Consider the following 22,623-nt stretch of genomic DNA (forward strand, 5'->3'; position numbering starts at 1 on the left):
GTCTGACAGCGGCCTCGAGCCGGCGGCGTCTTGTGGAGGGGTCTCGATGCGCCTCGCTCGTTCCTCGCTCGGCTGCTCGACCGCCGAGGTGAGGGCCTCCGCCCGGCGAGGGAGAGCAATGGTTTCGCGGCCCGCTGCGCTCGCACCTCAACGGCGACGAGCGAGGGATCGGCCGGGTGAGTCGGCTCACCGCGCCGGGAGTGCGGCTCCGCGCGCAGGGAACCGGCATACTCACGGGTGCGATGACGACCACCGAGCACGAGCCCCAGGCCGAGACCCCGACCCCGCTGAACGTCGCCGTGGTGACCCTCGGCTGTGCCCGCAACGAGGTCGACTCCGAGGAGCTGGCCGGACGGCTGGAGGCCGGCGGCTTCATCCTCGTCGACGACGCGGAGGACGCCGACACCGTGGTGGTCAACACCTGCGGCTTCGTCGAGGCGGCCAAGAAGGACTCCGTCGACACGCTTCTCGAGGCGGCGGACCTGAAGGTCGAGCACGGTGGGCGAGCCCAGGCGGTCGTCGCGGTGGGCTGCCTCGCAGAGCGCTACGGCAAGGACCTCGCCGAGTCGCTGCCGGAGGCCGACGCGGTCCTCGGTTTCGACGACTACCCCGACATCGCGGCCAAGCTGCGCGCGATCGTCGGCGGCGAGGTGCACCACCCGCACACGCCGTCGGACCGCCGCCGGCTGCTGCCGATCACGCCGACCGAGCGCGACGCCTCCACCATCTCGGTGCCGGGTCACCAGGTCGAGGTCGCGGACGTGACCGACATCGGCGCCGGCGCGCCCGCCACGGGACCCCGCGCCGTACGCCGTCGCCTGGACGCCGGCCCGATGGCTCCTCTCAAGCTGGCGAGCGGCTGCGACCGCCGCTGCTCCTTCTGCGCCATCCCGAGCTTCCGAGGCTCCTTCGTCAGCCGGCGCCCGAGCGACGTGCTCCAGGAGGGCCAGTGGCTCGCCACGCAGGGCGTCAAGGAGCTCTTCCTCGTCAGCGAGAACTCCACGTCCTACGGCAAGGACCTCGGTGACCTGCGCCTGCTCGAGACCCTGCTTCCGGAGCTGTCCGGCATAGACGGCATCGAGCGCGTACGCGTCTCCTACCTCCAGCCCGCCGAGACCCGCCCGGGCCTGATCGAGGCCATCGCGGACACCCCGGGCGTCGTGCCCTACTTCGACCTGTCCTTCCAGCACGCCAGCGCCACGGTGCTGCGCCGGATGCGCCGTTTCGGTGACCCCGAGTCGTTCCTGGGCCTGCTCGAGCAGATCCGCGGCCTCGCACCGCTCGCCGGTGTGCGGTCCAACGTGATCGTCGGCTTCCCCGGCGAGACCGAGGACGACCTGCAGACGCTGTGCGACTTCCTCGAGGCCGCACGCATGGACGTCACCGGCGTCTTCGGCTACTCCGACGAGGACGGCACCGAAGCCGCCGCGTTCGGCGACGACATCAAGCTCGACGACGACGAGATCCGCGCGCGCACCGAGCACGTCACCGCGCTGGTCGAGGAGCTCAACGCCCAGCGCGCCGAGGAGCGCGTGGGGGAGGAGGTCGTCGTGCTCGTCGAGCACGTCGACCCCGACGACGGCGCCGTCGAGGGCCGGGCCGCGCACCAGGGCCCCGAGGTCGACGGCACGACGCTGCTGACCGGCGCCGAGGGCCCGAGGGCCGGCGACCTGCTGACGGCCACCGTCACCGGGACCGACGGCGTCGACCTGATCGCGCGAGTGGACGGAGCCTCCCGATGACCACCGAGCAGAAGCAGGTCTCGAACCTCAACATCGCCAACGTGCTCACGGTGCTGCGCATCGCGCTGGTCCCGGTCTTCGGCTGGGCGCTGCTGCAGGACGGAGGCGACTCCCCGGGGTGGCGCTGGGTCGCGTTCGGGATCTTCGCGGTCGCGATGATCACCGACAAGATCGACGGTGACCTGGCCCGCAAGCACAACCTGATCACCGACTTCGGCAAGATCGCCGACCCGATCGCCGACAAGGCGATCACGGGCATGGCCCTCATCGGCCTGTCCATCGTCGGCGACATCTGGTGGTGGGTGACCATCGTCGTCCTGCTGCGCGAGTGGAGCGTCACCCTGCTGCGCCTCTCGGTGCTGAAGTCCGTGGTCATCCCCGCTGCACAGAGCGGCAAGATCAAGACGGTCCTCCAGGCCTTCGCCCTTGCCGGCCTGCTTTGGCCGCTGCCGCACGGCGACGCGCACGGCAGCGCCTTCGACTTCTGGCCCGGTCCGTTGGGCGAGGTGCTCTTCTACCTGAGCCAGGTCATGCTCGCCGGCGCGGTCGTCATGACCATGTGGTCGGGCTGGGAGTTCGTCCGAGAGGTGCGCAAGCAGCGGGGCTCGCACAGCCACTGAGATCCGGGTCACAGGTGTCGCCAAAGCCGATGATGAACTTTTGGCAACACTCGTAGGAGAAGGTTGGCTCCAGGGCTCCGTTTGGGGCTCGGTGTGGGTGAAGATGCGACGGTCACGTCAACCCGAACCATCGGAGCACACATGCGCACACCCGCGCTCCCTTCGCCGCGACGCATCGCGGTCGGAGCCGGTCTGGCCCTCCTCGCGGCCGGCCTCACCCCCATCGCAGCAGGCCCCGTCAACGCCAACACCGCCGGCCCCGGGCTGGTCATCAGCGAGGTCTACGGCGCCGGCGGCTTCGCCGCCAGCGGCGACCTGCCCACCTCGAGCTTCACCCACGACTACATCGAGCTCTACAACCCGACCAGCGCGCCGGTCGACCTGAGCACGTGGGCGGTCTTCTACGGCAGCGCGACCCGTGCGTCCGGTGCCAACGTCAGCAACAGGATGAACCTGACGGGCACCATCCCCGCGCGCGGGCACTACCTGATCCGGGGCAGCGGCAACGCGGCGAACGGTGCGGCCCTCCCCACCCCCGACGTGACGAGCTCCCTCTCGCTCTCCGGCTCGTCCGGCCTGGTGATCCTGAGCGACCAGCAGGCCACCTTGGCGCCGGCCACCGGTGACATCAAGGGAGCCACCGGCGTCGTCGATGCCGTGGGATACGGCACGGCGAACACCTTCGAGACCGCCAACCAGGGCACCACGACCTCCGGGACGACCGCCGCCACCCGCACCGCCACCGGTGCGGACACCGACGACAACTCTGCCGACTTCACCGTCGCCGCCCCGGACCCCGAGAACACCTCGGACGTCGACGGCGGTGACCCCGAGCCGACCGCGCTCGAGGCCACGTCGCCCGGCGCTCAGTCGGGCCAGGTCGGTCAGGCTCTCACCGAGTTCACGCTGCAGGCAACGGGCGGCACCTCGCCGTACACCTGGACCGCGACCGGTCTCCCCGCCGGCGTCACGGTGGCCACCGACGGAGCCGTGTCCGGTACGCCGACCGAGTCCGGCACGTTCGACGTGACCGCGACGGCCACCGACTCGGCCACGCCGACCCCCGCGACGGACGACGTGGTCTTCACCCTCACCGTCGCGCCCGAGGCGGCGCTCATCCCGATCGCCGACATCCAGGGCACCGGACCGGCCACACCGCTCGACCGCGACAACGTGAAGGCCCAGGGCGTCGTCACCGCGTCCTACCCGACCGGTGGCCTCAACGGCTTCTACATCCAGACTCCTGGTGCCGACACCCCGGAGGCCTCAGACGCGATCTTCGTCTACGGCGGCACGAGTGGGTTCGCCGACTACCCGGCCGTCGGCGACTCCGTCGCGGTGACCGGCGTCGCCGGCGAGTTCAACGGTCAGACCCAGATCAACGCGGGCGCAGGCTCGGTGACGCCCGTCGCCGACCTGGGTGACGTCACGTCGAAGTCCACCATCCCGGGCACGAGGTGCGAGCTGCCGGGCGCCGCCTGCGACACCGTCGCCGACCTGGCGCCGGCGCGCGAGGCGATGGAGGGCGAGCTCCTCGAGCCCACCGCCGACTTCACCGTGACCGACGTCTACGACGGTAGCCCGTTCTGGGCCGGCAACTCCTCCTCGTCCGGCATGTTCGGCGAGATCGGCCTCGCGGCCGGGACCGACGAGCCGCTGGTCACGCCGACCGAGCTCTACGACGCGCAGACCGAGAAGGCGCTCATCGCCCAGCGCACGGCGTACAACAACGCCCACCGCATCATCCTGGACGATGGCTCGAGCCTCAACTACTCGTCTGCGGCCAACACCGGCCAGCCGTTCCCGTGGCTGACGGCCGAGCACTCGGTCCGCGTGGGGGCAGCTGTCACGTTCCCCGAGCCGGTCGTCTTCACCGAGGGCTTCAACGCCTGGCGGCTGCTGCCCACCACGCGAGTGGTGGGGGAGCCGTCGGCGACGCAGCCGCAGGTCGAGCAGACCCGCGCCGACAACCTCGCTCCCGAAGAGGTCGGTGGCGACGTCAAGCTGGCGACGTTCAACGTGCTGAACTTCTTCCCGACCACGGGCGAGGAGTTCGTCGCATCCGGTCTCGGCACCTGCTCCTACTTCCGCGACCGCGAAGGCAACAACATCACCAACAACCGTTGCAACCCCGACGGTCCCCGTGGTGCTGCGAACGAGGCCAACCTCGAGCGGCAGCGCGACAAGATCGTCGCGGCCATCAACACCGTCGACGCCGACGTCGTCTCCCTCGAGGAGCTCGAGAACTCGGCGAAGTTCGGCAAGGACCGTGACTTCGCCATCAACGAGCTGGTGGCGGCACTCAACGCCGACGCCGGTGCCGGCACGTGGGCGGCCGTCCCGTCGCCCGCGACCCTGCCGCCGCTGGGCGAGCAGGACGTCATCCGCAACGGGTTCATCTACCGGCCGGCTGACGTGCGGCTGGTCGGAGACTCCGTCGTGCTCAGCGACCAGTCCTCGGAAGGAGAAGCCTTCGAGGACGCTCGTGAGCCCCTCGCCCAGGCCTTCAAGCAGGTTCGTACGCCGGACCGCCGCGCGTTCGCGGTGGTCGTGAACCACTTCAAGTCCAAGGGCTCCGGCACGCCGGACCCCGACGGTCAGGGCAACGCCAACGACGTCAGGATCCTGCAGGCAGAGGCCCTCGCGACGTTCGCCGACGAGTTCAAGGCCACGCGCGGGATCTCCCGCGTCTTCCTCGCAGGTGACTTCAACGCCTACTCGGAGGAGGACCCGATCCAGGTCCTCGAGGAGGCCGGCTACACGAGCCTGGAGTCGACGAGCGACCCCGACGAGGAGAGCTACAACTTCGACGGCATGGTCGGCTCGCTGGACCACGTCCTCGCCAACGAGGCGGCCCTCGCCGACGTCGTCGGTGTCGACATCTGGGACATCAACGCCAGCGAGTCGGTCTACTACGAGTACGCCCGGTTCAACAGCAACATCACCAACCTCTACGCCGACGGTCCGTTCCGGTCCTCCGACCACAACCCTGAGGTCGTGGGGATCGAGACCCGTCCGGGGCGCCACCTCGGCTTCGGTCGCAACTGACGATCCGGGCTCCCGCGCACTGCGCACCCAGCACCACTGCACGACGCTCCACCACGACGGCCCGGTCGCCCATCCGGGAGGCCGGGCCGTCGGCCCTTTCTCGCCCACGCAGGGGATTCGCGCCCCTGCGTGGGGAGTTAGGGTGACCCGACTCACACCTCCATCACTCTCGAAAGAGGCCACTTCGTGTCAGCATCACGATCCGGTCGCAAGGTCGCCCTTGCCGCCACCCTCACAGGGCTGGTCGCCGCGCCGCTCGCCGTCATCACGGCGAGTCCCGCACAGGCTGCTCCTGTCGACATCCAGATCCTCGCCACCAACGACTTCCACGGCCGGCTCCTGCCGAACCGCGGTGAGGCCGGCGCCGCCCAGTTCGCCGCGGCCGTCACCGAGCTCGAGTCCACCAACCCCAACACGATCTTCGCCGCAGCCGGTGACCTGATCGGGGCCTCCACCTTCGAGTCCTTCATCCAGAAGGACAAGCCCACCATCGACGCGCTCAACGCGGCCGGCCTCGACGTGTCGGCGGCCGGCAACCACGAGTTCGACCAGGGCTACGGCGACCTCGTCAGCCGCGTGATGGCGCCCTTCGACGCCACCGCCAACCCGTACGGCGGCGCGCTGTGGCAGTACATCGCCGCCAACGTGCGCAAGAAGTCCGACAGCTCCTACGCGCTGCCCGACATCACTGACCGCACGCCCGACCCCGTCGACGAGTCCGACGGCGGCACCTGGACGACCACCGTGGGCGGCGTCGAGGTCGGCTTCATCGGTGGCGTGACCGAGGAGCTCTCGTCACTGGTCAGCCCGACCGGGATCAAGGATCTCGCGATCAACAGCATCATCGCCGAGACCAACACCGCGGCCGCCCGCCTCAAGGCCGACGGCGCCGACCTGGTCATCCTGCTGGTTCACGAGGGTGCCCCCACCGATGAGCTGGCCGACGCCAGCACCAAGGACAACCCCTTCAGCCGGATCGTCAACGGCGTCAACGTCGACAACGTCAACGCCATCATCTCGGGCCACACGCACGTCAAGTACAACCACGTGATCAGAGGCATTCCAGTGGTCTCGGCCGGCCAGTACGGCACGAACCTCAACCAGCTGGTCTTCAGCGTCGACCCCGACACGAACGACGTCGTCCTCAAGACCAACGAGGTCGTCGCGGCTGCGTCGCTGCCGATCACCGCTCCGGCCGCGGTCGACAAGAAGGCCGAGGTCAAGTCCATCGTCGACGCCGCCGTCGCCCAGGCCGAGGTCCTCGGAGCGGTCGAGCTCGGCAAGATCGCCGGCCCCTTCGACCGCGCACGCCTGGCGAACGGCACCGACAGCCGCGGTGGCGAGTCCACCTTGGGCAACCTCGTCGCCGAGGTCCAGCGCTGGGCAACTGCTGCCCCCGAGTCCGGTGCGGCGCAGATCGCCTTCATGAACCCCGGCGGCCTGCGCGACGACATGCGCGGTGTCGCGGGCGGCTACCCGGCCACGCTCACCTACAAGCAGGCGGCGATCGTCCAGTCGTTCGCCAACACCCTGGTCAACATGAAGATGACCGGCGCCCAGATCAAGACGCTGCTGGAGCAGCAGTGGCAGCGTGACGACAAGGGTGCCGTGCCGACGCGCCCCTTCCTGCGCCTCGGCGTCTCGAAGGGCTTCTTCTCGACCTACGACGCCACCCGCCCCGAGGGCGACCGCATCACAGGCATGTGGCTCGACGGCAAGGCGATCGAGCCGGCGACGACGTACTCGGTGACGGCGAACTCCTTCCTGGCCGGTGGCGGCGACAACTTCCGTGCCTTCAACCAGGCCACGGGCAAGCGCGACACCGGCAAGGTCGACCTGCAGGCCATGGTCGACTACATGGCAGCGTTCGCCTCGAAGACGGCGCTCCCGGTCAACACCTACCAGCAGCAGGTCGGAGTCACCTGGCCCGCGAGCGCTCCGCGGTTCTACCGCATCGGCCAGGACGTGGAGCTCAAGCTCTCCTCGCTGATGATGACCGGGCCGAGCGACCCCCGCGACGCCCTCCTCAACATCAAGGTCGGCGACCGCACGCTGAACCCGACGCCGGTCGACAACACCATCGACGCCACGCCGTTCGACGAGAGCGGACGCAGCTCGGTCGACGTCAAGCTCAAGGGCAAGACGCGCACCGGCAAGCAGCTGCTGACCTTCACCGGCCCGACGACCGGCACGACGTTCTCGCTGCCGATCGACGTGCGCAAGGCCAAGGGCGTGCTCAAGGCCCGCACCAAGCCCGGGCGCATCGTCCGCGGCGAGACCCGCACCCGGGTCAAGATCAAGGCCTCGGCGTTCGGCATCGCCAAGGTCACGGGCAAGGTCAAGGTCAAGGCCGGCGGCAAGACCTACAAGGTCAAGCTCAAGAAGGGCAGGGCGTTCCTGCGCCTGGACCGCTTCGCCAAGACCGGCAAGAAGAAGATCGTGGTGTCCTACCTCGGCAACCGCAAGATCCGCGGTGACAAGCAGGTCATCACCGTGCGGGTGCGTCGCAACTGACGCTCCGACCAGATGAGCAGTGACCGGGGCCCGGTCGTCGTCCGCGACGGCCGGGCCCCGGTGCGTCACGGGACGCCACTCATCGCAGCGAGAGCGCCGCCTGCACGAGCGCGAGGTGGCTGAAGGCCTGGGGGAAGTTGCCGGCCATCCTGTCGTGGGCGACGTCGTACTCCTCCGAGAGCAGGCCGACGTCGTTGGCCAGGCCGCACAGGCGTCCCATCAGCTCCTCGGCCTCCGCCCGACGACCCGCCGCCGCGAGCGCCGAGACCAGCCAGAAGGAGCAGGCGAGGAACGGGTGCTCGTCGCCCCGCAGGCCGTCGACGCCCGAGACGGTGCGGTAGCGCAGGAGCAGGCCGTCGCGCATCAGGTCCTCGACGACCGCATCGATCGTGCCGAGCACGCGCGGGTCGTCGGGCGGGAGGAAGCCCACGAGGGGGAGGGTGAGCAGCGAGGCGTCGACCTCGGCGGTGTCGTAGTGCTGGGTGAAGGTGCCGCGCTCCTCGTCGTACCCCTTGTCGAGCACCTCGTCGCGCACCCGGTCACGCAGCTCGCGCCAGCGCTCCACGGGCCCTTCGAGCCCGTGCTCCTCCACGGCCCGGATCGCGCGGTCGAAGGCGACCCAGACCATGACGCGGGAGTGGGTGAAGTGGCGCTGCGGCCCGCGGATCTCCCACAGGCCGTTGTCGGGGTCGTCCCAGTGCTCGGCCAGGTCGTCGACCAGCGCCCGCTGCAGGGCCCACGAGTTCGCGCTCTCGTGGAGGCCGGCCTGTCGCGCGAGCTCGAGCGCGATCATCACCTCACCGAGCACGTCGTTCTGCCGCTGGCAGACCGCGCCGTTGCCGATGCGCACCGGCAGGCTGTCCGCGTAGCCCGGGAGGTGGGGGAGCTCCATCTCGGGGAGCTGGCGGCCCCCGTCGACGGTGTACATGATCTGGAGGTCCGCCGGGTCGCCGGCGACCGCGCGCAGCAGCCAGCCGCGCCACGCGAGCGCCTCGGTGTCGTAGCCCGCGCCCAGCAGCGACTCGAGCGTGAGCGCGGCGTCGCGGAGCCAGCAGAAGCGGTAGTCCCAGTTGCGCTCGCCACCGAAGTCCTCCGGCAGCGACGTCGTCGGAGCCGCGACGATGCCGCCGGTCTCGGCGTGGGTCATCAGCAGCAGCGTCAGCAGGCTGCGGCGTACGAGGTCGGCGTGCGGCACGTCGTCGGGGCAGCGCTCCGACCAGGCGCGCTGGCGTGCCGTGGTCGCCTCGATGCGCTCGCTGAGCCCCAGCGGTGCCGGGACGTCGCGCCACGACCGGGCCCAGGTCATCGAGTAGGTCACGCTCTCGCCGGCCGAGAGGTCGAACTCGTCACGGTGGTGGCCGGCGTGACCGTGGGGGAGGCGCGGCCCGCGCAGCACGAACATGTCGGGACCGGCGACCGCGATGACCACGTCCTCGCCGTGCGCCTCCTCGTGCCGCACCCAGGGGCGGACCTTGCCGTAGTCGGTGCGCACCACCCAGTCGTGGCGCACCCGCACCGAGCCGCGGGTGCAGGTGAGGCGGCGTACGACGTCCGCGCGCCCGTCGCCGGTCGGCATCACGTCGAGCAGCACCAGCTCGCCGTCGGCGGTCGTGAAGGTGGTCTCCAGCAGCGCCGTGCCGTCGACGTAGCGGCGGCTGGTCGTGAGGACCGGCTCGGCCGGCGCGAGCAGCCAGCGGCCGTGCTCCTCGGTGCCCAGCAGGGCAGCGAAGCAGGCGGGGGAGTCGAAGCGGGGCAGGCACAGCCAGTCGATCGAGCCGTCCTTGCCGACCAGGGCCGCGGTGCCGCGATCACCGATGAGCGCATAGTCCTCGATGGGGAGTGCCATGGCGCTAGTGTCCCTGACATGTGGGAGCCGTCGATCGCCGTGCGCGTCCTGGACTCGCTCGCCCGACGGGGGGAGACCGTCGCGACGGCCGAGTCGTTGACCGGCGGGCTGCTCGCAGCGCTGCTCACCGACGTGCCCGGCGCCTCGCGGAGCTTCGTCGGTGGCGTGGTCTCCTACGCCACCCGCATCAAGATCTCGGCCCTCGACGTGCCGGCCGACCTGGTCGAGCAGCACGGGGTGGTCTCGCAGGAGTGCGCGGAGGCGATGGCGTGCGGCGTACGCACCAGGCTGGACGCCACGTGGGGGCTCGCCACGACCGGCGTCGCCGGCCCCGACGAGCAGGAGGGGCAGTCCGTGGGCACGGTCTGGGTGGCGCTCGCCGGCCCGGGGCTGGTGGCCGCACACCGGCTCGAGCTGCGCGGGGACCGGCTGATGATCCGCCAGGCCACGTGCGAGGCCGTGCTGGCCCTCCTGGTGGACCACCTGCGGGAAGAAGGAGCCCTCGGGTAGCGTTGGACCTCACGACCTGCCTCGACCAGAGTAAGGACTCGCGCATGGTGCTCTTCCGACGTCTGCTCGGTGACGTGCTGCGCGGTGCGCGGATGCAGCGCGGGATGACCCTGCGCGAGCTCTCTGCCCAGGCCCGAGTCAGCCTGGGCTACATCTCCGAGATCGAGCGCGGCCAGAAGGAAGCCTCCTCGGAGCTGCTCGCCTCGCTGTGCCAGGCTATGGACCTGCCGCTGTCCGACGTGCTGCGCGACGTCGCCGACGCGGTGGCCGTCGAGGAGGCCGCCCTGAAGATCGTCACGACGCCCATCACGGCCGTACGACGCTCCGGCGACGTGGTCGCCTCCGCCGCCTGACCCTGCGCCCACCTCGGGTCAGAAGTCAGCCGGCTGGCAGCTCGGGCACCAGTACGCCGCCCGCTCCCGGCCCGGTTCGCCGAGCATCTCGACCCGGATCGGGGTCTCGCAGCGCCGGCAGGGCGAGGTGTCGCGGCGGTAGACCCACATCCGCTCCCGCGGGCGCAGGTCGCCCGTGGTGGTCTGGATCGCGCGCTCCTTGTTGACCTCGAGCATCTGCTTGGCGCGCCGCACCAGGCGGGGCAGGTCGCCCACGAGGTGCAGCGGCGTCGCCGGGTGGATGCCGCTGGTGAAGCACAGCTCGGCCATGTACATGTTGCCGACGCCGGCGAGGTTGCGTTGGTCGAGCAGGGCCTGGCCGACCGGGCGGGCGGGCTCGGCGCGGAGGTTGTGCAGGGCGCGCTCCTCGTCCCAGTCGGGGCCGAGGAGGTCGGGGCCGAGGTGGGCGACCAGGGCGGCCTCGTCCTGGCGCGGCACGATCTCGACGATGCCGAGGGAGAAGCCCACGGCCTTGCGGGTCTGGATGCCGAGCACGACGCGCACCTGCTCGGCGGGACGGCGCCACTTCTCGCCCTCGGGGTAGACGTGCCAGGAGCCCTCCATCTTGAGGTGCGTGTGGAGCGTCCAGGCGCGGTCCGCGTCGATGCGGGTGAGCAGGTGCTTGCCGCGCGACAGGGTGCGGATCACGGTGCCGCCGGTGAGGTCCCAGGTGGCGTAGCCCGGCACCCGGAAGTCGGAGATCGTCAGCCGGTGGCCGGTGAGGGCGCGGTCGAGCTTGGCGGCAGCGCGCCAGACGGTGTCACCCTCAGGCACGCAGTCTCAACCCCTTCGGCGTCGCGATGAACCCGGCCGCTGACAGTGCCACACGGATCGGCGTCTCGCCACCGTTTCCGATCAGCGCCTGCCCGTCGACCTTCTCGACGGTGAGCTTGCCGAGCGCTCCACGGCGGGCGGCGTCGGCCAGTGCGGCCATCGCGGGGGTGAGCACGTCGGGGTCGTCGCTCCACGTCAGCAGGGTGCGCCCGCCGCGCTCGACGTAGACGGTCAGGTCGCCGTCGACGGTCACCACCAGGGCGCCGGCCTTGCGTCCGGGACGATGTCCGGCGCGGTCGGGGTCGAGCGGCTCGGGCCAGGGGAGCGCGGCTCCGAAGACGTTGGCCGGGTCGGTCGCGGCGAGCGCCACCACTGCGGGCTTGGCGCCACCGGTGGCGCTGGCGCGCTCGGCGAAGGTGCGCAGCCGGTCGATCGCGCCGGCGCTGCCGAACTGGGCGGCTCCGAGGCCCTCGATGAAGTAGCCGCGGCGACAGCGTCCGGTGTCCTCGAAGGCGCTGAGCACCTTGTAGACGCCGGCGAAGCCGCCGGCGACGCGCTCGCTGACCACCGCGCCACGGGTGACGACGCCGTGGCGCTCGAGGAGGTGCTCGGCGCGGGCCTTGGCCCGGCGGGTGGGGTCGGTGTCGCGCTCGGGCAGCAGCGCCCACCGCCCGGCGGTCTCGGGCGGCCCGGTGCGCGCAGGCATCCGACCGCCCGTGGTGCGCCCCAGCCTCGGTGGCGTACGCCGGGTGCGGTGCGAGGGCGTCCCGGTGCGGACCAGCGCCCGCAGCGGGGTGAGGGTGTCGTTGGTGACCAGTCCGCGCCAGACCAGCTCCCACAGGGCGGTGGAGAGCTCGGCGTCGCTGGTGGAGCCGACGCGGTCGGCGAGCTGCCGGAAGAACCACGCGCCTCCACCGTCGAGCAGGTCGAGCACCGCGCGCTGCACGCCGGTCGGCTCGTCGCCCTCGAGCTCGGGGAGGGTGAGGTGGGCCTGGTCGGCGAGGTGGAGGCTGACCCAGCCGTCGCTGCCCGGGAGGGGGGCGTGGCCGGTCCAGATGACCTCACCGGAGGCGGTGAGCTCGTCGAGCATGGAGGGCTCGTAGTCGCGGACGCGCGCGGCGAGCACCAGCGGCTCGAGGGCGCTGGCGGGCACCGGGCAGCCGGCGAGCTGGTCGATGGCCGCCACGACCCCGTCCACGCCCCGCAGGGACCCTCCTACGCGTTGCCACGCGGGCAGGAAGCGGGCGACCGCGTCGTGGGCGACCGGCTCGATCTCCTGGCGCAGCCGGGCGAGCGAACGCCGGCGCAGCTTGCGCAGCACCTCGGCGTCGCACCACTCGGTGCCGGAGCCGGAGGGGCGGAACTCGCCGTCGAGGACCCGGCCGCGGTGGCCCAGGCGCTGGAGGGTCTGGCGGGCGACGGCCTCGCCGAGGCCGAGCCGGGTGGCGACCTCGGCGGTGGTGAAGGGGCCGTGGCTGCGGGCGTAGCGCGACACGAGGTCGCCGAGCGGGTCCTCGGGCAGCTGGAGGAAGGCGTCGGGGGTGCCGACCGGGACCGGCACGCCGAGCCCGTCGCGCAGGCGACCGATGTCCTCGATGGCGGTCCAGCGGTCGTCGCCGGCCATCCGGACCTGCACGACACGGCGTACGTCGGCCAGCGAGGCCATCCAGCCCTCGACGTCGGCCCCCTCGACCGAGCGGACGCGGATCTCCTCGGTCGACAGCGGACCGACGAGGCGCAGCAGGTCGGCGACGGCCTCGGCGTCGCGGGCGCGGCGGTCGTCGGCGAGCCACTGGAGCTCGGACTCCACCTCGGCGAGCACCTCGGGGTCGAGCAGCTCGCGCAGCTCGGCGCGGCCGAGGAGCTCGGCGAGCAGGCCCTGGTCGAGCGACAGCGCGGCGGCGCGGCGCTCGGCGATGGGGGAGTCGCCTTCGTAGACGAACTGCGCGACGTAGCCGAAGAGCAGGCTGCGGGCGAAGGGGCTCGGCGAGGTGGTGGCGACGTCGACGACGGTCACCTCGCGTCGCTGCACCCGGCCGAGCAGGGCGACGAGGGCGGGCAGGTCGTAGACGTCCTGGAGGCACTCGCGCACGGCCTCGAGGACGATCGGGAAGGCGGGGTACTTCGAGGCGACCTCGAGGAGCTGGGCGCTGCGCTGGCGCTGCTGCCACAGCGGGCTGCGGCGTCCGGGGTCGCGGCGCGGCAGCAGGAGGGCACGGGCGGCGCACTCACGGAAGCGGCTGGCGAAGAGCGCGGACCCGCCGACCTCCTGGGTGACGAGCTGCTCGATCTCCTCGGGCTCGAAGACGATCACCTCGCCGGTGGGCGGCTCGGCGTCGGTGTCGGGGATGCGGATCACGATGCCGTCGTCGGAGGCCACGGCCTGCCCGTCGACGTCGTAGCGCTCGCGCAGGCGGGCGTTGATGGCCAGCGCCCACGGGGCGTGGACGGGCGTGCCGTAGGGGGAGTGGACGACGAGTCGCCAGTCGCCGAGCTCGTCGCGGAAGCGCTCGACGAGGACCTGGGTGTCGTGGGGGACCACCTGGGTGGCCTCGCGCTGCTCGCCGAGGTAGGTGACGAGATTGGTGGCGGCGTTGAGGTCGAGACCGCGCTCGCGCACGCTGGCGATCGCCTTCGCGGCCGGCAGGGCGGCGAGCTCGCGGGTGAAGGCGCCGACGGCCGCACCGAGCTCGGCGGGCCGGCCGAGGGCGTCGCCCTTCCAGAAGGGCAGGCGGCCGGGGATGCCGGGGGCGGGGGTCACGAGCACGCGGTCGTGGGTGATGTCCTCGATGCGCCAGCTCGTCGCGCCGAGGGCGAAGATGTCGCCGACGCGCGACTCGTAGACCATCTCCTCGTCGAGCTCGCCGACGCGGCTGGCCTTCTCCCCGACGAGGAAGACACCGAAGAGGCCGCGGTCGGGGATGGTGCCGCCGCTGGTGACCGCGAGGCGTTGGGCGCCGGGCCGGCCGCTGAGGGTGCCGGTGACGCGGTCCCAGACGATGCGCGGCCGCAGCTCGGCGAACTCGTCGCTGGGGTAGCGGCCGCTGAGCAGGTCGAGGGTGGCGTCGAAGGCGGAGCGGGGGAGCTGCGAGTAGGACGCGGCGCGGGTCATGAGGGCGTACATCTCGTCGACGTCCCACTCGTCCATCGCCAGCATCGCCACGACCTGCTGGGCGAGCACGTCGAGGGGGTTGGTGGGCACCGAGAGCTTCTCGATGGCGCCGCTGCGCATCCGCTCGACCGACACGGCCGTCTGGGCGAGGTCGCCGCGGTGCTTGGGGAAGAGGACGCCGCGGCTGACCTCGCCGACCTGGTGGCCGGCGCGGCCGACGCGCTGGAGCGCGCTCGCGACGCTGGGCGGCGACTCGATCTGGACGACCAGGTCGACCGAGCCCATGTCGATGCCGAGCTCGAGGCTGCTGGTGGCGACCACGCAGGGCAGGCGCCCGCGCTTGAGGTCGTCCTCGATGACCGCGCGCTGCTCCTTGGAGACCGAGCCGTGGTGGGCCTTGGCGATGATCGTGCCGGCGCCGCTGCTCTGGCCGGACTGGGCCATCACCTGGGCCGGCGGCCCCGTCGGCCCGTCATCCGCGTCGTCGTCGCCGTCGCGGCCCTCGGCCCGCTCGGTGGCGATCTCGTTGAGCCGGGCGGTGAGGCGCTCGGCGAGGCGCCGCGAGTTGGCGAAGACGATGGTCGAGCGGTGCTGCTCGACGAGGTCGACGACGTGCTCCTCGACGTGGGGCCAGATGCTGGTGGCGCGACCGGGGTCCTCGGAGTCCTCGTCGTAGTCGCCGGGCATCGTCATGTCCTCGACGGGCACCACGACGCGGAGGTCCCACTCCTTGGTGCTGGGCGGGGAGACGATCTCGACCGGCTGGGTGCCGCCGAGGAATCGTGCGACCTCGTCGAGCGGGCGGACGGTGGCGCTGAGCCCGATGCGCTGGGCGGGCTTGTCGAGCAGGCCGTCGAGGCGCTCGAGGCTGATGCCGAGGTGGGCGCCGCGCTTGGTGCCGGCGACGGCGTGGACCTCGTCGATGATGATCGTGTCGACGCCGCGCAGCGTCTCGCGCGCCTGGCTGGTGAGCATCAGGAAGAGCGACTCGGGCGTCGTGATGAGGATGTCGGGCGGGGTGGTGCCGAGCCTGCGGCGGTCGGCGGGGCTGGTGTCACCGGACCGCAGCCCGACCGTCACCTCGGGGACTGCCGTCTCGAGCCGCTCGGCGGTGTTGCGGATGCCCGTCAGGGGGGCGCGGAGGTTGCGCTCGACGTCGACACCGAGCGCCTTGAGGGGGGAGATGTAGAGCACGCGGGTGCGCCGCGACTTGTCGTCGGGACGCTCGGTGCTGAGCAGCCGGTCGATGGCGTGCAGGAAGGCGCTCAGCGTCTTGCCGCTGCCGGTGGGCGCGACCACGAGCGCGTGGTGTCCCTCGGCGATGCTCGACCACGCACCCTCCTGTGCCGGCGTCGGCCCCGCGAACGACGCCTCGAACCACGCCCGCGTGGGCGCGCTGAAGCGGTCGAGGGCGGTCATGCGTTGCAGTCTGGCACTGGGGTACGACACCCGCCCCGCCCCCAGGGCTGGACCGGTGGGGAGGGCACTCTCCAATTTGGGTCAATCCCACGTCGCTGCAGCCTTCTCGACGACGCCGTTGGGCAAGGTCTGTCCATGACGGCGCTGGCGGGCGAGGAGCGGATGGCGGTGCTCTGCGCGCTCGCGGACGCCGCGGACGCCTTCGCCGTCCGCGCCCACGAGCAGGAGGTGCTGCGGGACCGCGCACGTCCCGGGACGATGGTCCACCACCACCACGCGCACTCCGCCACGCTCTGGCGCTCGGCGGAGGGCAGCCTGCGGGCGCGGATCGGTGAGCTGGGGCTCGGGTCCTAGTCCCTGAGTCGCCCGGTCTCGTAGCCCCACATCGCGACCTCCACCCGGTTGCGGGCGCCGAGCTTGGTCATGAGGCTGCCGATGTGGGTCTTCACCGTGCTGAGGCTGATGTGCAGCTCGGCGGCGATCTCCGCGTTCGTACGCCCTCGCGCGAGGGTGAGCAGCACCTGCTCCTCGCGCTCGGTGAGGGGGTCGATGGGCTGGGCGGGAGGAGCTGTGCGGCCGGTGCGCGCGAACGTCGACAGCAGCCGGCGCGTGATGCTGGGCGAGATGAGCGAGTCACCCCGGACGGCCGCCCGGATCGCCTCGCCGAGCAGCTCGGGGCCGGCGTCCTTCAGCAGGAAGCCGGTGGCCCCGGCCGCGAGCGCACCGTGGACGTACTCGTCGAGGTCGAAGGTGGTGATCACGACGACCGCGACGGGGTCCGCGACGCCCGGCCCGGCCAGCACGCGGGTCGCCTCGACGCCGTCGAGCAGGGGCATCCGGATGTCCATCAGGCACACGTCGGGACGCAGCTCGCGGGCCAGCCGCACCGCCTCCTGCCCGTCGTGTGCCTCTCCCACGACCTCGATGCCGTCCAGGGTGCCCAGGATCAACCGCAGCCCGGTGCGCACGAGGTCCTGGTCGTCGGCGACCAGCACCCGGATGCTCATGCCGGCACCTGGCGGGGCAGCGTCGCGGTGACGGCCCAGCCGCGGCCGGGGGAGGGGCCCACCTGGCAGGTGCCGCCCAGGAGCAGCGCCCGCTCGACCATCCCGGTGATGCCGAACCCCGCTCCGGGCGCGGCCGGAGCCGGCTCTCCGTCGTCGCGGACGACGAGGCTGACCGCCGACCGGTCGCCCGCGACGCGTACGTCGACCAGGGTGGCGTTGCGCGCATGGCGCAGCGCGTTGGTGACCGCCTCCTGGGCGATCCGGTAGACAGCGGCGTCGATCGCCGTCGGGAGGGCGGCGAGGTCACCCGAGACCCCGACCTCCACCCGCGGCCCCGCAGGCGACGCGCCGGCCAGCCGCTCGAGGTCGGCCACGCCGGGCTGGGGGGCGTAGTCGGCGGGCGACTCGTTGCGCAGCACGCGGACCATCGCCCGCATCTCGGCGAGCGTGCGCGATGCCTCCACCTCGATGACCTCCAGCGCCTCGAGCGGCGCCGAGGGGCTGGTGGCCGCGAGTGCGCGTCCGGCCTGGGCGTGGACGGCGATGGCGGAGACGTGGTGGGCCACCGTGTCGTGGAGCTCGCGCGCCAGCAGGACCCGCTCCTCCGACTTCACCTGCTCCAGCCTGCGCTTCCGGGCGTTGTCCTGGGAGCGCACGGCCCAGCCCAGGGCGAAGGCGGCCATCAGGACGCCGATCCCGCCGATCGCGTCGCCCACCCCGCTCCAGCTGACGACGAGGCTCAGCACGGCGGGGACCGCGATGACGGCCAGTCCCGCCACCGCCTCCCGTCCTGACCCCCACCGGACGAGCGCGTAGGGCAGCAGCAGGAGATAGACCATCGTGTAGATGTCGAGCGTCTGCGCGCCGGACGCGAGCACACCGAGGTCGACGACCGTGATCGCACCGAAGGCGGCCGCGACCACGGCGAGCGGGTGCGTACGCCGCCACAGCAGCAGCGGGGCCAGTCCCACGGCCAGCGCCACCGACAGCCCCGGCAGCGGCAGGTCGTCGCGCAGCGACCACTCCAGCAGCGCCAGGACCGTCACGAGCCCGAGGAGCGCCCAGTCGCGCCAGACCCGCGCCGGCGGGGGCGAGGGCCGGGGCTCCTCCAGCAGGGACCGCAGTGGGTTGCTCACCTCCCCAGCCTAGGGACGCAGCGGCGTCCAGGGGGCCGTACTTTCGGCCAGTGCAGGACCGGCCGTCGAGCCGATACGCCCCCGGTCCGGGGCCGCGATGGTGGATGCATGATCACAGTTGAGTCCCTGACCCGGAGGTACGGCGGGTTCACCGCCGTCGACGACGTCTCCTTCACCGCCCGGCCCGGCCGCGTCACCGGCTTCCTCGGTCCGAACGGAGCCGGCAAGTCCACCACGATGCGCGTCATGGTCGGTCTGACCGCCCCGACGTCCGGCGCGGCCAGGATCGACGGCGTACGTTTCGCCGACCTGCCGAACCCCGGTCTGGAGGTCGGCGTCCTCCTGGACGCCTCGGCCCAGCACGCCGGCCGCACCGGACGCGAGATCCTCACCATCGCCGCCGACACGATGGGCCTGCCGCGCACCCGGGTGGACGAGATGATCGAGCTGGTCAGCCTGACCCCCACCGAGTCGAAGCGTCGCGTGCGCAACTACTCCCTCGGGATGCGCCAGCGCCTCGGCATCGCCACCGCGCTGCTCGGCGATCCGCGGGTGCTGATCCTCGACGAGCCCGCCAATGGGCTCGACCCGGCAGGGATCCGGTGGATGCGGGACCTGCTGACGGACTTCGCCACCCGCGGCGGCACGGTGCTGCTGTCGTCGCACCTGCTCCACGAGATCGAGGTCATCGCCGACGACCTGGTCGTCATCGGCAACGGCAGGATCGTCGCGTCCGGCACCAAGGAGGAGCTCCTCGCGGCCGCCGGGACGCTGGCCCGTTCGACCTCACCGCGCGACCTCGCCCACGCGCTCGAGCGGGCCGGGATCCCCAGCACGCTCGCCGGGGACGGATCCGTACGCACCGACGCCGATCCCGCCCGGGTCGGATCGGTCGCCCTGGCCGCCGGCATCGCCCTCACCGAGCTGCGGTCCGCCGAGGGTGCCGGGCTCGAGGACATGTTCCTGTCACTCACTGCCGACACCCAGCGCGAAGGAGTCGCGGCATGACCGCCACGATCGTCCCGGTGGCCACCACCACCTCGGCCCGTCGGACCGCCCGCCCCATCCCTCTCGCCCGACTCGTGTCGGTCGAGCTGCGCAAGATGTTCGACACCCGCTCGGGGTTCTGGATGCTGGTCAGCATCGGGATCCTGACGCCCATCTCGGCCGGTTCGGTCGTCGTCTTCGCGCCCGACAACGAGGTCACCTACGAGAGCTTCACGAGGGCGACCGGGTTCCCGCTGTCGGTGATCCTGCCGATGATCGCGATCCTGGCCGTGACGAGCGAGTGGAGCCAGCGCAGCGGGCTCACGACCTTCACGCTGGTGCCGCACCGCGGACGGGTGATCGGTGCCAAGGCGATCGCGACCCTCCTGGTGGGTCTCGGCTCCGTGGCCCTTGCCTTCGCGGTGGGCGCGCTCGGCAACGTGGTCGGGTCCGCACTCGCCGGCGTCGACACCGTGTGGGACATCTCGATGTCCATGGCTCCGCAAATGGTGCTCTTCAACCTGATCGGCATGGCCATCGGCTTCACCCTCGGTGTCGTGCTGCGCAGCTCCGCGCCCGCGATCGTGGCCTACTTCGTCGTCTCGCTGGTCCTTCCGGGGCTCCTCGTCCTCCTGGCCCAGGTGCGCCCGTGGTTCGCAGACCTGCAGTCGTGGATCGACTGGAACGAGACGCAGGTCGCGCTCCTCGAGGGCGCCATGGACACCGGCGAGGAGTGGGCGATGCTCGGCTCGACCACCATGATCTGGATCGTTGTCCCGCTCGTGGTCGGGCTGCTGTCGCTGCGCCGCTCCGAGGTGAAGTAGCCAGGCAGACACCGAGAGAGGCGGTGCCCGGAGCTCGAGACTGAGCTCCGGGCACCGCCTGCTCGTGGTGGTTGGGGATGGCGCGCGACGTCACCTGTTACGACGGGCGCCGGCGGGGGAGACCTCGGGCCTCACCGCTACGACGCCGCCTGCTGGCGTCGGTTCTCCGACGGACTTCGTGGTTGGCCATGAGTTCCTCAGTCCGCCCAGAATGGGCGCATACCTGTGAACCCCGCCACGCGCCTACATGTCCCTTGTCCTGTGCCCGGTCTGATCGGCACGGGCGGGCGAACCTTGGCAGTGCTTCCAGGCGGCGGCAGGTTCTGTACACGTGGCGTTTCGAGCGTGCTTCGGAGCTCGCAGACTGATGCTGTGCGACCACGCGTCGGCCCGCCCCCGCCAAGATCCTTCCTGAGCGGAGTGCCGATTGAGTAGGTTGCGCAGATGGCGCCACGTGACCTACCAAAGTTTCAAGAGTTGAATTTCGGCGACATCGATGCTGCCCGTGAGGCGATAGAGGACCCCCAATTACTGCTGGAAGGATATTTCGACTACCGGCAGGCAGCCTATGGGATTGAGACGCAGCATCTCTGGCTCCTGCTGGGACCGAAGGGATCCGGCAAGACCGCAGTCCTAGAGCACATTCGATTGAAGTGGGCCCTAATGCCGGACCGCTTCTTCACGCTGTGGGATCTCTCCGGCTTCCCGGTGAACGACGTGACGGCGATCGCGACAGGACAGAGCAAGGGCGCCTCCAGGAATCAATCCGCTTGGGAGTTTTTGCTTCTCCTCCGACTACTCTCGTCCCTCTCCGACGATGACAGCGTCTGGTCAACGGATGGGTCGTTGCATCGCTTCGTCGCAGGTTTGCGGACCCTGGGGTTCTTGACTAGCGACTGGGTAAGCGCCGTGACTCGCTGGGGTGCTGACGCGATCACAGTCGACGCGAGCCTTCTTGGCGAGGACGGACGGATGGGTTCCCTCAGCGACGAGCGCGCGATGAACCCACTTGAACTGACGGCCTACATGAAGGACGTCGTAGCAACCACCCGGGGCTCCGGACAGCACAAGATTGCGCTCGACGGTCTCGACTCGTTCTTCTTCGAGTCGTCAGACGAGTGGGCCTCGCTAGCCGGTCTGATCCAAGCGATGAACACATTGAATAAGTGGTTCAAGCAACACGACCTTTCCTACTCGTTTGTTGCGGCGGTTAGGTCTGACGTCTTTGACGTGCTTCCAGGACCCGACCTTAATAAGATCAAACAGAACGCGGTTCATCTAGACTGGAATGCTGGTGGTATCGGACGCAGCAACGGTCTCTGGAATTTGCTCACGATGAAAGCCGCGGTTGGTCGGCCGCGAGTGACGGACGTGGTTTCCCAGTACTTGGGCCGAGAAACGCGCGTCTGGGTTTATCCAGATATTCCAACTCTGATCCTTGACCACACTCGCCTGCTACCGCGAGACGTGGTTGCCGCCATGAAGCTCTTCCAGTTGGAGTACGGAGGGTCTTCGATTGTGCCTGAAGAGAATGCGAAACGAGCAATCAAGAGGTACTGCGAAGAGTATTTTGTCGGCGAAATCTTCGACAACTTGGCCGGAATATTGGAACCCAAGAAGGCTCGCAGTCTTGCGAGCTTCCGCGAGGCGTTACGGACAGCCCCCACGAGAGTGTTTTCGTTCGAGTACGTAAAAACGGAGCTTGCAGGCGAGTTGGACGCGTCCGAGGTTCGGCAACTGTTGAAGCAGATGTTCGACGTCGGCGGGCTGGGCATCCGGAACGGGCCTCATACTGACTTCGTCTATCGAAGCGTCGGCGGCGCTGGGTTTAGTCCACGTCATGACTACCTACTCCACGATGCACTGACACGAGCTTGGAACCGTCCTTGGTCTTGACCGGTGCCCGACCCTGGTGCGTCGCTGACTCGAACGCTTCCCCACCAGGCGCAGTGCGTATAGGCGTGTCGCGGCCTTCGATTCTGCGCGCCGTACTCTCGCCCAGGTCGGCCCTGGCTAAAGTTCGTGCATGGTCTCGATGCGTGGGTTGTTGCCTTATGCCAGCGGCACGATCAGCGTTGCTGGCGCTGTCATGATTCTTGGAACTGTACCGTCGCCGGTTGGGTGGATGGAACTGTCCGATTCGTATATAGCGCCTGGCGCAGCGCTTCTCCTCGGCGGCATATCCTCATTCGTTGCGCATCTTGGATTGGAGACCGTGACGGACAAGACGAGCGCCGCAGTTGCAGCCGAAACTCGACAGAATCGATCGCGGGTGTACGGCGAGCTGTTGGGACACATCATCGAATCTTTCACGCTCAAGCCAAAGTCACTCTCGGAAGCACAAGCGCGCAGCAGAGCGGTAGCTTGGGCTAGTCCGGCAACATATGCGGCTCTCACAGATTGGTTTCGCTACGCAGCCGCGCAGAGTGCCGCCTCCACTAAGCCGGACACCGAGTCCCTACTTATTCGAAGGGAACTTGTCTACCGCGTTGCAGCCAGGATGCGGAGCGACCTGCAGACCGAAGACATTTCGCGCGAAGCGCTGCTCGCTCTGGTGTTCAACGACTTCGATCCTGAGACAAGTTTCACGGACGCTATAATCAAAGGACGAGTAACTGGTAACGGGGAATTCGTCCCAGCCCTTCCGCCGGCCTCAGGCGAGAAGAAGAATCCGCTGGGATAAGTCCGTCCT

16 protein-coding genes are annotated in these 22,623 nt (G+C 70.3%); 11 read left to right on the forward strand and 5 right to left on the reverse strand.

The genetic code is table 11. From position 1 onward, the window contains the following. Positions 1-287 precede the first annotated feature (287 nt). The 4 genes from rimO (at position 288) to CFI00_RS10525 (ending at position 7,924) form a co-directional block, all read left to right on the forward strand. The gene (gene rimO / locus CFI00_RS10510) at positions 288-1,742 is read left to right on the forward strand and encodes a 30S ribosomal protein S12 methylthiotransferase RimO (RefSeq protein ID WP_207085460.1); all 1,455 of its coding nucleotides are present in this window, start codon (positions 288-290) and stop codon (positions 1,740-1,742) included. Further along, complete coding sequence (gene pgsA / locus CFI00_RS10515; protein WP_207085084.1) at positions 1,739-2,362, forward strand: CDP-diacylglycerol--glycerol-3-phosphate 3-phosphatidyltransferase; 624 nt, start codon at positions 1,739-1,741, stop codon at positions 2,360-2,362. The genes rimO and pgsA overlap by 4 nt, the downstream gene beginning before the upstream one ends. A gap of 141 nt (positions 2,363-2,503) precedes the next feature. Continuing rightward, positions 2,504-5,410 carry an ExeM/NucH family extracellular endonuclease gene (locus CFI00_RS10520; RefSeq protein ID WP_207085085.1) on the forward strand — a complete coding sequence of 969 codons (2,907 nt, stop codon included), beginning with the start codon at positions 2,504-2,506 and terminating at the stop codon, positions 5,408-5,410. Between the two features lie 186 nt (positions 5,411-5,596). Further along, the gene (locus CFI00_RS10525; RefSeq protein WP_207085086.1) at positions 5,597-7,924 is read left to right on the forward strand and encodes a 5'-nucleotidase C-terminal domain-containing protein; all 2,328 of its coding nucleotides are present in this window, start codon (positions 5,597-5,599) and stop codon (positions 7,922-7,924) included. Between the two features lie 79 nt (positions 7,925-8,003). Here the strand turns inward: CFI00_RS10525 and CFI00_RS10530 are convergent, their stop codons facing one another. After that, positions 8,004-9,770 (reverse strand): glycoside hydrolase family 15 protein, encoded by a 1,767-nt coding sequence (locus CFI00_RS10530; protein WP_207085087.1) that lies wholly within the window; start codon positions 9,768-9,770, stop codon positions 8,004-8,006. Positions 9,771-9,788: 18 nt separating this feature from the next. Between CFI00_RS10530 and CFI00_RS10535 the strand changes: the two genes are divergently transcribed. Together CFI00_RS10535 and CFI00_RS10540 are read left to right on the forward strand one after the other, a co-directional pair. Further along, entirely contained in the window at positions 9,789-10,280 is a 492-nt protein-coding gene (locus CFI00_RS10535; RefSeq protein WP_207085088.1) for a CinA family protein, read from the forward strand. A gap of 44 nt (positions 10,281-10,324) precedes the next feature. After that, a complete protein-coding gene (locus tag CFI00_RS10540) occupies positions 10,325-10,633 on the forward strand; it encodes a helix-turn-helix transcriptional regulator (protein ID WP_207085089.1) in 309 nt (102 codons plus the stop codon). A gap of 18 nt (positions 10,634-10,651) precedes the next feature. Here CFI00_RS10540 and CFI00_RS10545 read toward each other — a convergent pair whose 3' ends face one another. Both CFI00_RS10545 and CFI00_RS10550 read right to left on the reverse strand, forming a co-directional pair. Then, positions 10,652-11,446 carry an Fpg/Nei family DNA glycosylase gene (locus CFI00_RS10545; protein WP_207085090.1) on the reverse strand — a complete coding sequence of 265 codons (795 nt, stop codon included), beginning with the start codon at positions 11,444-11,446 and terminating at the stop codon, positions 10,652-10,654. Next, the gene (locus tag CFI00_RS10550) at positions 11,439-15,977 is read right to left on the reverse strand and encodes an ATP-dependent helicase (RefSeq protein ID WP_207085091.1); all 4,539 of its coding nucleotides are present in this window, start codon (positions 15,975-15,977) and stop codon (positions 11,439-11,441) included. Before CFI00_RS10550 ends, CFI00_RS10545 begins: the two co-directional genes overlap by 8 nt. Positions 15,978-16,112: 135 nt before the next feature. Between CFI00_RS10550 and CFI00_RS10555 the strand changes: the two genes are divergently transcribed. Beyond that, positions 16,113-16,331 carry a hypothetical protein gene (locus CFI00_RS10555; protein WP_207085092.1) on the forward strand — a complete coding sequence of 73 codons (219 nt, stop codon included), beginning with the start codon at positions 16,113-16,115 and terminating at the stop codon, positions 16,329-16,331. On the opposite strand, the gene CFI00_RS10560 is transcribed toward CFI00_RS10555, so the two are convergent. Then, positions 16,328-16,984, reverse strand: a complete 657-nt coding sequence (locus CFI00_RS10560; RefSeq protein WP_207085093.1) for a response regulator transcription factor — start codon at positions 16,982-16,984, stop codon at positions 16,328-16,330. The two genes, CFI00_RS10555 and CFI00_RS10560, sit on opposite strands and share 4 nt — an antisense overlap. Further along, positions 16,981-18,120 carry a sensor histidine kinase gene (locus CFI00_RS10565; protein WP_207085094.1) on the reverse strand — a complete coding sequence of 380 codons (1,140 nt, stop codon included), beginning with the start codon at positions 18,118-18,120 and terminating at the stop codon, positions 16,981-16,983. Before CFI00_RS10565 ends, CFI00_RS10560 begins: the two co-directional genes overlap by 4 nt. Positions 18,121-18,228: 108 nt before the next feature. On the opposite strand from CFI00_RS10565, the gene CFI00_RS10570 reads away from it, so the two are divergent. The 4 genes from CFI00_RS10570 (at position 18,229) to CFI00_RS10585 (ending at position 22,614) form a co-directional block, all read left to right on the forward strand. Further along, the gene (locus CFI00_RS10570; protein WP_207085095.1) at positions 18,229-19,128 is read left to right on the forward strand and encodes an ATP-binding cassette domain-containing protein; all 900 of its coding nucleotides are present in this window, start codon (positions 18,229-18,231) and stop codon (positions 19,126-19,128) included. Next, on the forward strand, positions 19,125-19,931 hold the full coding sequence (locus tag CFI00_RS10575; RefSeq protein ID WP_207085096.1) for an ABC transporter permease subunit: 807 nt from the start codon (positions 19,125-19,127) through the stop codon (positions 19,929-19,931). The genes CFI00_RS10570 and CFI00_RS10575 overlap by 4 nt, the downstream gene beginning before the upstream one ends. 444 nt (positions 19,932-20,375) lie before the next feature. Continuing rightward, entirely contained in the window at positions 20,376-21,827 is a 1,452-nt protein-coding gene (locus tag CFI00_RS10580; protein WP_207085097.1) for a hypothetical protein, read from the forward strand. 130 nt (positions 21,828-21,957) lie between these two features. Then, positions 21,958-22,614 carry a hypothetical protein gene (locus CFI00_RS10585; protein ID WP_207085098.1) on the forward strand — a complete coding sequence of 219 codons (657 nt, stop codon included), beginning with the start codon at positions 21,958-21,960 and terminating at the stop codon, positions 22,612-22,614. The last annotated feature ends 9 nt before the right edge of the window (positions 22,615-22,623 follow it).

The sequence above is a fragment of the Nocardioides sp. S5 genome (assembly GCF_017310035.1).
Taxonomy (GTDB): Bacteria; Actinomycetota; Actinomycetes; order Propionibacteriales; family Nocardioidaceae; genus Nocardioides.

Coding starts and splice junctions, on each gene's coding strand:
- CFI00_RS10555 (WP_207085092.1), top strand. CDS start 16,113: ATGACGGCGCTGGCGGGCGAGGAGCGGATGGCGGTGCTCTGCGCGCTC.
- CFI00_RS10550 (WP_207085091.1), bottom strand. CDS start 15,977: ATGACCGCCCTCGACCGCTTCAGCGCGCCCACGCGGGCGTGGTTCGAG.
- CFI00_RS10540 (WP_207085089.1), top strand. CDS start 10,325: ATGGTGCTCTTCCGACGTCTGCTCGGTGACGTGCTGCGCGGTGCGCGG.
- CFI00_RS10575 (WP_207085096.1), top strand. CDS start 19,125: ATGACCGCCACGATCGTCCCGGTGGCCACCACCACCTCGGCCCGTCGG.
- CFI00_RS10535 (WP_207085088.1), top strand. CDS start 9,789: ATGTGGGAGCCGTCGATCGCCGTGCGCGTCCTGGACTCGCTCGCCCGA.
- CFI00_RS10580 (WP_207085097.1), top strand. CDS start 20,376: ATGGCGCCACGTGACCTACCAAAGTTTCAAGAGTTGAATTTCGGCGAC.
- CFI00_RS10560 (WP_207085093.1), bottom strand. CDS start 16,984: ATGAGCATCCGGGTGCTGGTCGCCGACGACCAGGACCTCGTGCGCACC.
- CFI00_RS10530 (WP_207085087.1), bottom strand. CDS start 9,770: ATGGCACTCCCCATCGAGGACTATGCGCTCATCGGTGATCGCGGCACC.
- CFI00_RS10570 (WP_207085095.1), top strand. CDS start 18,229: ATGATCACAGTTGAGTCCCTGACCCGGAGGTACGGCGGGTTCACCGCC.
- pgsA (WP_207085084.1), top strand. CDS start 1,739: ATGACCACCGAGCAGAAGCAGGTCTCGAACCTCAACATCGCCAACGTG.
- CFI00_RS10520 (WP_207085085.1), top strand. CDS start 2,504: ATGCGCACACCCGCGCTCCCTTCGCCGCGACGCATCGCGGTCGGAGCC.
- CFI00_RS10585 (WP_207085098.1), top strand. CDS start 21,958: ATGGTCTCGATGCGTGGGTTGTTGCCTTATGCCAGCGGCACGATCAGC.